A 10,634-nucleotide genomic window follows, 5' to 3' on the forward strand; every position below is an offset into this window, starting at 1 on the left:
GCGCTGATCACCAGGTCATTGACCTTTTCCAGCGCCCAGTCGTTGCTTTCGCCGTAGTTCACCTGTTGCACCAGGCTGGCCTTGCCCTGGCTGTCGAGGCTGTAGACCAGCACCGTATTGCCGCCGTTGGCGAGGGCGTACACGCTCTTGCCGTCGGCCGACACCTGCAGCCGCTCGAGCGAGGACACGCCGGAAGCCGCCGACAGCGTGGCGATCCAGCTCAGCGTGCCACTGGCGTTGCGGCTGAACACGGCGAGCTTGCCGCTGCTGTCGGCGGCATACAGGTACTTGCCATCCACACTCAGGCTGGCGCTGCGCACATCGCTCAGGCCCTGCAGGCCCGGCAGGCTGGCGACGATGCCGAACTCGCCGAGTGACAGCAGCGGGTCGGCCGCCACCACGGGCGCGTCGTTCACCGCCTCGATGCTCAGGGCGATGCTCAGCACGCTGGAGGTCAGGTGCAGGTCGCTCAGGGTTACGCTCAGGGTGTCGCCGGGGCCTGGGTTGTGGCTGCTGCTGGCGTAGGTGATCTGGCGCAGGGTGTTCTGCACGTCGCTGCTGCTGGGGGCCAGCCCGGCATCGTCGTTGAACTTGACGATGAACTGGCCGTCGCGCTGGGTCACGCTCGCAATCGCCACGCCGTCCTTGAACAGCGTGTTGCCCTGCAGGCTCAGGCCGTTGCCGGCGGTGAAGCCGAAGGTGTCGGTGCTGCTCGGATGGCCAAGGCCCACGGTCAGGGTCGCGCCCTGATAGTTGCCCTTGCCGCCGCCAAGGCGGTCCATCTGCGCATCGCTGATCACCGCGCCTGGGGCGATCAGCACCGGTGCGCCACCCTCGACATAGTGCGGCGCGCTGCCGGTGTTGCCCAGTACCGGTGCGGTGTTGGGCTCGCTGGCGGGCGCCAGGGTGATGGTCACCTTGGTGTCGAAGGTGCTGCTGTCGGGGCCGATGCCACCGTAGGGCAGGTTCTCGACCACGCCCAGGCTTACCGTGCGGGTGCCGCTGAGGCCGGTGCCGGTATTGTTGTAGGCGAGCGTGTCGATCAGCGCGGCGGTGTGGGCGCCGTCGCCTGCGGGGTAGATGATCAGCACCGTGTTGCCGTTCGCGTAATACACCATGTACTCGAGGCCGTTGGCGGTTTTCTGTACCCCCGAGGTCTCGCGCAGCGCGATCTTGTCGGTGCCGACGCGGATCACGTCGTTGGTGTTCTTGCCGTCCAGGGTCAGCACCACCTGCCAGAGGGTTTGCCCGGCTTCGACCGTATCGATGCTGGTGTCCTTGAACAGCTTCACGAACTCGCCATCCTCGACCAGTGTCGGGTCGAGCACGCTGCTGTCGATCACGGCCGGGTCATTCACGCCGGTGAGCGCGATGTTCACCTCAAGGCTGGCGCGGTTGGCCTCGCCGTCATCGAGGGTGACCCGGATGTTGGCCTGCTCGCCGCTGGCCAGCGGGTCCTGGCTGGTATTGCGGTAGTCGACCTGGCGCAGCACCTGCTGCGCCGTGGCCTGGCTCACCCCGGCGAGGAAGGTGATGCTCAAGCGGCCGTTGGCCTGCACGAAAGTGGCAATCGCCACGTTGTCCTTGAACAGCTGGCCGTCGCGCAGGCTCAGGCCGTTGGCCGCGACAAAGCCGAACACGTCCACGGCCCCCGGCGCGTTCTGGCGTTCGAACACCAGGGTGGCATCCTTGTAGTCACCAGCGCTGTCCAGTTGCGGGTCGCTGAGCTCGCCGCTGGGCAACACCACCACGCCGGCGTCGCCTTCGGTGTAGTGCTGCCCGGCAATCGCGAAGTCATAGCCGAACACGCCGCCATTCCAGCTGAAGGTGCCGGCCACGAACAGCTGCTTGCCGTCGGCACTCAGGCTCAGGCCGCCCAGGCCCTCGCTGCCCCAGCCCAGGTCCGGGGCGCCGGCGGTGGCGCTGAGCAGGCCGCTGCTGGCGCGGCTGAAGATTTCGAGGGTGTTGCCGGCCACGATCAGCGCACTGTCGTTGGGCGCCACGATGAGCTCGTTGGCGTCCTTGTCGACAGCCTGCACGCCGAGTGCCTGCAGTTTGCCGTCGGCGCCGATGGCGAACAGGTGCAGCCGCGCATCGCCATCCTTGTCCAGCACGTACAGGGTCTTGCCGTCGGCCGACACGGCCAGGCTCGATGCAGAGTAGAAGGTGTCGGCATCGCTGCTGGTGATGCTGTCGAGCAGGCTCAGGCGCCCATCGCCAGCAACGCTGAGCACGCTGACCAGCGTGTTGCTGCTGATGCCGCTGACGAACAGCAGTCGCCCATCGGCCGACAGTTGCAGGCGGTAGGGCGTCTGCAACCCGGCAAAGCTGTCATAGCGCGCCACCTCGCTCAGGCGGCCGTCGGGCGCTTGCTGGTACAGGTACAGGCTGTCGCCGGCGGCCACGTACAGGCGCTCGCCCTGGCTGGCCAGGTCGTTGATCGGGCTGCTGAAGCCGCCCAGGCTGGCGGTCAGCGCGAGCTTGCCATCGGCGGCGCGGCTGAACACCAGCAGGCCGGCCTCGCTGGTCACGTACAGCCACTGCTGGTCGGCCGACACGCGCACCGTCTGGGCACCGTCCAGGGCGCCCAGGCCGCTGTCGCCGGTGCGCAGCGTCTGCACCAGGCTCAACTGGCCGTCGCTGCTGCGCTGGAACACGCTGACGGTGGCCTGGCCGTCCGAAGGCTGGCTGACCACGTAGACGTAGCCATTGGCACTGGTGGCGGTGTCACGCGCGCCCTCGAGCAGGTTGCTGCCATTGTCGTCGCTGTTGCTGGCCTCGACGGTCTTCTCCAGTTGGCTGGTTTCGCCGCTCAGGGTCGGCACCTGCGCCGGGTCGCTGGCAATCTGCAACTGCAAGGTCAGTTCGCTGACCGCGCCATGGGCGTCGGTGGCGCTGATCACCAGGCTGTGGCTGCCGGCCACGCCGGGTGCCGGCGTACCGCTGATCAGGCCGGTGGCCGGGTCGTAGCTCAGCCCGGCGGGCAGGCCGCTGACGGCGATGTCGATGGCGTCGCCGTCCGGGTCGCTGAACAGGTCGGCGGGCAGGGTATGGGTGTAGGCACTGCCGATCTGCCCGGGGCTCAGGCTCGGCGGGTTGCCGGCGTCGGGGGCATGGTTGAGCACCAGCGCGATCTCGCGGCTGACCTGCTTGATGCCGTCGCTCACCACAAGGTTCAGGCCCAGTGAGCTGGCGCCGGCCGCCAGCTCGCCGGCAAAGGTCAGTTGCTGCAGGATCTGGTTGGCCACGGCCTTGTCCGCCGTGCCGCTCAGGGTCACGCGCAGGGTGCCGGCGGCCTGTTCGAAGCGGGCGACCTCCACGCTGCCCAGCAGCACCTGGTTGCCTTGCAGGCTCAGGCCGTTGCCCGCCTTGAAGCCGAACTGATCGGCCGGGTTGGCGCTAGCGCTGCGGCTCACGGTGAACACGCTGCCTTTGTAGTCACCCTTGGCATCGAAGTCGACGTCGCTGAAGCTTACGCCACCGGCGAACAGGTTGTCCTGGCCCTGGTTGAAGGCGGCGTTGATCTTCGCGCTGATCACGCTCACGCCGGTCTGGAAGCTGGTGGTGCCGGTGTAGATGCTCAGGCCATCGGCGCTCACGGCAATATGGTTGGCGTTCTTGCCGATCACCACCCTGTCGCTGAACGCGAGCGCGCCGGTCGTGGCGTCACGGCTGTACACCAGCAGTGCGCCACCGCTGAAGGTGGTGGCGTACAGCGCCTTGCCATCGGCCGACAGGGCCAGTTCGCGCACGGTCAGCACGCCGGCGTTGGCATAGGTGGCCTGTGCCTGCACAAAGGTCAGCTTGCCGCTCAGCGGGTCGCGGCTGAACGTGTTGATGAAGCCGATGGTGTTGGCCGCCAGGTACAGCGTGCGCCCGTCGGCCGAGATGATCACGTCCTGCAGGCCCTGCATGAAGCGGTTGTCGCTGGGGCGTGCAGCACTGTCGGGGTCGGCGTTGATGCTGGCCAGGGTGATGTTTTCGACGTAGCTCAAGGCGCCGCTGGCGTCGCGCTTGAGTACGGTCAGGGTGTTGCCGCTGGCGTTGCTGACATACACCGAGCTGCCGTCTGGCGACACGGCCAGCCCGCTGGGCGCCGGCATCTTGCTGGTGTCGTTGAAGCTGCCGACAAAGCTCAGCTCACCGGTTGCCGGGTCGCGGCTGAACAGGTTGAGCTGGGCCTTGCCGGTGGTGGAGTCCTGGGCGGTCATGCCGTTGATGGTGTAGAGGCTTTTGCCGTCGGCCGACACCACGATCTGGTTGACCTGGCCATCCAGCCCGGTGACGCCGTTGGCGCCATTGAGCGCGACGATGCTGGCATCGCTCAGCAGGCCGGTGCCGGCGTCGCGCTGGAAGTGCACCAGGGTGCCGTCGGCCTGGCTGGCGGTGAAGCCGGCGACATACACCGACGTGCCGTCGCCACTCACACTCACGGTGCTGATGGTCTTGAGCCCGTCGACCTCGATCACGGTCGTGCTCGGGTCGTCGCTGGCGCCCTGGGTGAAGCTCTGCAGCAGGCTCAGCTGGCCGTTGGCCGGATCGCGTGCATACACCCGCAGGTAGCTGGTGCCGGCGCTGTTGCTGGCGCTGTTGGCGACGATCAGCAAGGTCTTGCCGTCGTCGCTCAGGCGGATGGAGGTGACGTAGTCGCTGAAGCCGGACAAGGTGCCGTCGGCGTACATCAGAGTCGAGTCGGGCGTGAAGTCGCCCGTCAGGGTCGGGGGGTTGTCCAGGTTCAGGGTGACGCGGCTGGTCAGCTCAAGCTCGCTGCTGTCGGCGCCGCCCTTGGCCGTACCGCCGTCATCCTGCACATGGCTCAGGCTGAAGCTGCGCTCGCCGGTCACTGCCAGTGCACTGTCGTTGCGATAGGCCAGGCCGTTGACCAGCGCCTGTGCCGCCTTGGTGTCCAGCCCGGGGCTGCTGATTACCAGGCTCGCGGTGTCGCCGCTGCGGGTATAGACATAACTCAGGCCGTTGCCGGTGGTACCGCTGGCGTCGTCGGCCAGGTCGATGGCGGTGCCGTCGAGCAGCAGGTACTCGTTGGCCGCGCTGAGCACGCCGCCCAGGCTCAGCGTCAGCGAGGTGATGCGCTGGCCGACCTCGCCGGTGTTGACCTGGGCATCGCTGAACAGCTTCACCGTGGTGCCGGCGTCGATGTAGGTGGGTTGCGTGACCACCGCAGCGTCCAGCGTCGGGGCGGTGTTGTTGGTCAGCAGCAGTTCCAGGGTCTGCACCTGGCTTTGCAGTTCGCCGTCGCTGGCGCGGGCCTGCAGTTGCACGGTGCGGGTTTCGCTGCTGGTGGAGCTGTTGCTGTAGAGCAGGCGCTGCACCACGGCGTTGGCCTCGGCCTTGGTCAGCGCGGCGGTGAAGGTCAGGGTCAGGGTGCCGGCGTTGTCGTCGACCAGGGTGCCGACCTGCTGGCCATCCTTGAACAGGTCGTTGCCGGTCAGGCTCCAGCCGTTGCCGTCGGCGAAGCCGAAGTGGTCTTCCTCGCTGGCAGTACCCGCACGGCTGATGGTCAGGCTGGCGCCGGTGTAGTCGCCGGCACGCCGGCCAGGCGGTCGAGGTTGGCGTCGCTGAGGCGCAGCGGGGCGGTAAAGGCGATCTGGCTGCCGTTGATGTAGGTCTGCACGCTGCTGAAGCGGCTCAGGCCTTCACCCACCACCAGCACCGCCTTGCCGTCGGCGCTCAGGCCCACCTCGCGTGCGCCGCTGACTGCCTGGCTGGCGACGAAGCTGAGTGCGCCATTGGCCCCGACCGCATACAGGTTGAGGCTGCCGTTGGCAGAGCTGGCGTACAGCTGCTTGCCGTCGGCGCTCAGGCGCACGCTGTTGGCCTGGGCCAGGCTCAGGGTGTCTTGCAGCACCAGGCCGTCGGCGCTCAGGTGGAAGGTCTGGATCACGCCGCGGGTCTGGTCGCTGAGGTAGATCGTCTGGCCCTCGGCACTGGCGGCCAGGCCATGGCGGGTCGTCACGGAGCGGGCTGCGCCGGTCAGTGCCCAGCCCAGGTCCACCACGGCAAGGCTGCCGTTGGCGTTGCGTTTGAGCACGGTCAGGGTATCGTCGGCGACGAGGCTGGAGGGGTCGGAGACGATGAACACATAGTCGCCTACGCTGGTCACCGTGTTGAAGCGTGAGCTCTTGAGCGTGCCCTCATCCAGGCGTTGCTGGATCGTCGGGTCGAGTTGGCCGGTGGCGGTATCGCGGGCAAACACGCGCAGGCCCGAGACCTGGGTGGTGACATACACCTGGGTGCCGTCATCCGACAGCGCGATGCCTTTGAGGGTATCGCCCCCGGCGGTGGTCTGGCTCAGGCGCAGGGTACCGTCGCCGGCAATCTCCAGGTTCAGGATGTTCGACCCCGACACCGCATACAGCGACTTGCCGTCGCGGCTCAGGGCCATGTCGGTGAGGGTGCCCAGGCCGGCCACGCCGGTGAGGTTCTGGAGCTGCAGCAGCGTGCCATGAGTGTCGACGGCATATACCAGCAGGCCCTTGTCGCTGCCGGCGTAGGCAATTTGCCATCACTGCTGTAGGCCATCTCGGTGAGGGTGCCCAGGCCGTTGGCGCTGAGCGACTGGGCCAGGTCCACCAGGCCGTCGTTGCCCAGTACCGGGGCACGGTTGAGGGTATTGGTCAGGGTGACTTCGGCGCTGATGGCCAGTGTGGTGCTGTCCTTGCCGCCGCCGTCGGTGCCACCCTCGTCCCTGATCTGCACCAGGCTGATGGTACGGCTGCCGCTGTCGACGCTGTTGTCCAGGGTGGTGTAGCGGATGCCGTCGATCAGCGTCTGCAACGAGGCAGCGTCGTTGGCGCTGGCACTCAGTATGATTTCCAGTGTGCTGACGCCGCCGCTCGTAGTGGTGATGTACTTGTAGCCACCCGTGGTTGTGCCGTCACCTGCGTTGAGCGTTATGCGTGTACCGTCGACGATCAGCGCTTCGTGGCTGCTGATGCTGTTGACCGTGACAAACAGGCTGTCAAACCCTTGATTGCCGTCGCCGCTGTCGGCCTTGGCGTTGCTGAACAGCGCAACGCCGTTGCTGTCGCCGGCCGTGACGGTGTGTGCAGCATTTTTGTCGGCCTGCGCGCTTACCGTCGGCGCAACGTTGACGGGCTCGGCCTGCTGCGCATCGGTGTGCTCGGCGGTCTGCACGGCGGTGGTGACCGCCGCGGCGTCGAACATCATGCGCGGCTCCAGGGCCAGCGCCAGGCTGTTGTAGGGCTTGCGGTTACGCGGGCGTGACGCACTCATGGCATGTCCTTGTCGAAAGCTGGAAGAAGGGGGGCGGCAGGTCAGTCGATCAGGTGCACGTAGCGTTCATGCTTGATCTTGTTGGTGATGTCTTTGAGCAGGCTGCGAATCTGGCCTTCGCCATCGCGAAAGTTGGTGGCGTTGGCAAACAGCATGTTGTCGCGGCCTTCGGTGCAGATCAGCAGGCCCGGGCCGGCCACGCGGTCGAACAGCACCCGGCCGAAGTCTTGCGGGTCGCCGGGGCGTACGCCGAGGAAGTGCAGCTTGATACCGCGTGCACGAAAGCTGTTGCACAGGCTGATGAAGCGCTGCCGGGCCGAATTGATGCCGCCTTCACCAGGCTCCTCGCCACCGTCGATGGCCTGGCCGACTTCAGCGTTGTAGGCGTCGGTGTCGAACCAGTCGCCCACGGTATTGGCCAGCATCACCACGATCTTGACGTTGTCGCCCTTGTTGTCCGGGTTGAAGTCCAGTGGCAACTGCGCGTCGCCCCAGCCGGCGGTGCCGCGCATCTGCGGCGACAGGGCCATGCCGGCCCAGCCCATGGCAATGGCGTAGTTGGTGTTGAAGCGGGTCTGGAACATCGGCAGGCGCTGTTCGATCTTGCTCATCTGGTCGGTCAGCGGCAGCAGCGGGGCGTGCGGGCAGCCCTTGTCGGCGACCATCCAGCGGGTGTCGTTGACACCGCTGGCCTGGCCGAACATGGGGTTGGGCCCCACCCAGGAAATCGCCGGGGCGCCGGGGCTGCCGTTCTCCGGCAGGTCGTGACGGTAGTAGATCTTGAATTGCCCCGACGGCGCCTGGTCCCAGAAGTAGTTCTGGCCGCGGGCCAGACCGCGGTACATGCACAGCAGGTTGGCGCGCCGGTCGGGGATGCGCCGGTCGGTGAGGCCGGCATAGCGGGCGAACAGCGAGCGCAACTCCACCGGGCGCAACGCGCTCGGGGTCGACCAGCGCAGGATGCGGTTGCTGTCTTCGGGGTCGTACACGTTGACCGCCTGGCTGTAGGGCACCAGTGCCAGCCAGGTCCTGGCGTCGGGGCGGGTGCCGAACACGTCGCTGGCGAACTCGCGGGTCAGGCGGCGCAATGCCGCGATATCCGCAGCACTCTCGCTGTTGGTGTTGGGCACCATCAGCGCCACTTCCACCGGGCGGTTGACCACCTCCACGGTCGAGGCGACAACGATGCGCTTGGTGGGCGCCTCGAACAGCTCGGAATGCGCATCGAAGGTCGCCTGCACACGGATCGTCAGGCTGCTGGTGTCGCTGCGCGCGGTAGTCACCGCCACCGAGGCGTTGCCGATCTGCTCCAGCAGTTCACGGTCCATGCCCAGGTTGGCCATCACGTACTTGCTGGCCATGCTGTGCATCTGGCCCTCGCTCATGCGGTCGTCAAGCAGGCGCTGATTGCCCACCGCCATGGCGGCGGCATCGGTGGCGCGCTTGAGCTGGGCGGTGTTCTCCAGGGCGCGGCCCTGGTCGATGATGTAGGCAATCACCAGCAGCGCGCCGCCCAGCACCAGGATAGTGAACGGGGCGATGGCGCCTTCCTGGTGGGCAGCGAAGCGACGAAGCAGGGCAATTGGGCGAGCAAGGCTGGGCATGCGCAAGGCGAGGTCCTGTGGCAGGTTCAAGCCGGGTCTAGCACGGCCGAGGTGGCGGCAAAGATAGGAATAATTCTTGTTATCGACAATCGGCGCACCATTAAGATTGCTTAATCTGCACTGCCTCCGGGCGCGACCAGATGTACAGCGCACCGCAGGCCATGCCAGCGCCTGCACACAGCAGCAGCCACAGCGGCGGCTGGTGCCACAGCAGCAGGCCCAGGCAGGCGGCCATGGCCAGGCTTGCCACCGTCTTGCTCTTGCGCGTGATCACCCCACCATTGCGCCAGTTGCGCAGCAGCGGGCCGAACAGCCGGTGCTGCTCCAGCCAGTGGCTCAGGCGCGGTGAGCTGCGGGCTGCGGCCCAGGCGCTGAGCAGCACGAACTCGGTGCTCGGCAGCCCGGGCACGAACACGCCGAGAATGGCCAGGCCGAGGCTGGCGTAGGCCAGCAGCAGGTAGGCCACGCGCTTGAGGCCGCGCGCGGGCACCGGCAGCGTGCTCATGGGGTCTCCTGCGGGTCGAGTTCGCGGGTCAGGGCGACGTCCAGGCTGGGGGTGCCGTGCTGCAGGCGGCTGATGGACAACGCCTCAAGGTTCGCGCCGCCGATCAGCGCCTCGCTCAGGGCCAGGTCTTCGCTGCTGCGGCACACCTGCACGACGATTACCGAGTGATTGCTGGCGTTGTCGTCGTCCGGCGCTTCGGGCAGCTCTTCGGGCAGCACGCCGGTGTAGCGCCGGCCCTCGCTGTAGGCGGTGCACAGCCCTTGCGCCGGGCCACGGTGCAGCGGGCGCCACTGCATGCTGCGGTCGCTTTCGACCTTGCTGATGATCATCTCGTAGTTGTGCAGCACCTGGGTGGAGGCGGCCTGTTCGATCAGCGCCCGCAGGCCGTTGGCATCCAGCTTGCCCTGCGCGCCGATCACCGAGGCGACGTTGTGCGCCGATTGCTGCAGGTAGCTGCGCGCCTGATGCAGGATGTACATGTCTGCCGCCAGCAAGGTGATGCCGATCAGCACCGGCAGCAGCAGGATGGTTTCGAGCAGCGCACTGCCGCGCTGCGCCTTGGCGTTCATTCGCTGTCCTCGTCACTCAGGCCGCTGGGCAGGTTGCCGAGCAGGTGGCGGTATTGGTACTGGTAGCCTTCGCCCAGCCCGAACAGGGCCGGCATGGCGGTCATGAACGACTGCTTGAGGTCGACCGTGACGCTCAGGATGGGCGGTGCGGTGACCGGGTCTTCAGCTGCGTCGGCGGCGCCGGGTCTTGGCCTTCCAGCGCCTGCTCGGCGCTTTCGCTGTTGCCGTACTGGCTTTCGCCAAAGCGCTTGAGGCTGTCGAAGGGCAGCACGTCGACCTTCAGTTCCGAGGGCTTGAACAGCCCGAAGCTGCGTTCGTCCATGCGCCGGTGATCTGCTGCTCCATGGCCGCGGCACTCAGGTTGTAGAAGTTGGGCTGTTCGCGAAAACGCTGCACGGCGTGCTCCAGCGCCAGGTTGCCGGCGCCGATCACCAGCGCGATGTGCGCCAGCTCGAACAGCATCATCAGGCCGAACAGCAGCACCGGCAGCACGAACGCGGTTTCCACCGCGGTCACCGCGTCTTCGCGGCGGCGCAGGCGCCGCAGGGCGTCAAGTAGCGTCATCGTCGGCTCAGTCCTGGGCGCTGAGGGCCAGCGGCTGCTGGCTGGCGGCGAGCAGCTCGCTGGCCAGCGGCGCGCCGCTGGCAATGCGCTGGCGAGTGGCGCTGAAGCGTTCGAGGATGCGCGTGGCGTACTCGGGTT

8 protein-coding genes are annotated in these 10,634 nt (G+C 67.1%); all 8 read right to left on the bottom strand.

What is annotated here, in order from left to right; genetic code table 11:
- Positions 1 to 5,333: beta-propeller fold lactonase family protein (locus tag G3436_RS14785; RefSeq protein ID WP_163946231.1), on the bottom strand; the 5,333-nt coding region annotated here is incomplete at its 3' end.
- A 185-nt stretch (positions 5,334 to 5,518) separates the two neighbouring features.
- Entirely contained in the window at positions 5,519 to 6,430 is a 912-nt protein-coding gene (locus tag G3436_RS14790; RefSeq protein ID WP_163946233.1) for a lactonase family protein, read from the bottom strand.
- Complete coding sequence (locus G3436_RS14795; RefSeq protein WP_163946236.1) at positions 6,394 to 7,254, bottom strand: hypothetical protein; 861 nt, start codon at positions 7,252 to 7,254, stop codon at positions 6,394 to 6,396. The genes G3436_RS14790 and G3436_RS14795 overlap by 37 nt, the downstream gene beginning before the upstream one ends.
- 41 nt (positions 7,255 to 7,295) lie before the next feature.
- Complete coding sequence (locus tag G3436_RS14800) at positions 7,296 to 8,888, bottom strand: TadE/TadG family type IV pilus assembly protein (protein ID WP_243667153.1); 1,593 nt, start codon at positions 8,886 to 8,888, stop codon at positions 7,296 to 7,298.
- A gap of 70 nt (positions 8,889 to 8,958) precedes the next feature.
- Complete coding sequence (locus G3436_RS14805; protein WP_163946252.1) at positions 8,959 to 9,354, bottom strand: YbaN family protein; 396 nt, start codon at positions 9,352 to 9,354, stop codon at positions 8,959 to 8,961.
- Between the two features lie 5 nt (positions 9,355 to 9,359).
- Entirely contained in the window at positions 9,360 to 9,932 is a 573-nt protein-coding gene (locus G3436_RS14810) for a TadE/TadG family type IV pilus assembly protein (protein ID WP_163946239.1), read from the bottom strand.
- Positions 9,933 to 10,065: 133 nt separating this feature from the next.
- On the bottom strand, positions 10,066 to 10,254 hold the full coding sequence (locus tag G3436_RS14815) for a hypothetical protein (protein WP_163946241.1): 189 nt from the start codon (positions 10,252 to 10,254) through the stop codon (positions 10,066 to 10,068).
- Entirely contained in the window at positions 10,212 to 10,496 is a 285-nt protein-coding gene (locus G3436_RS14820) for a hypothetical protein (RefSeq protein WP_163946244.1), read from the bottom strand. The genes G3436_RS14815 and G3436_RS14820 overlap by 43 nt, the downstream gene beginning before the upstream one ends.
- Positions 10,497 to 10,634 lie beyond the last annotated feature (138 nt).

The organism is Pseudomonas brassicae, assembly GCF_010671725.1.
GTDB classification, from domain to species: domain Bacteria; phylum Pseudomonadota; class Gammaproteobacteria; order Pseudomonadales; family Pseudomonadaceae; genus Aquipseudomonas; species Aquipseudomonas brassicae.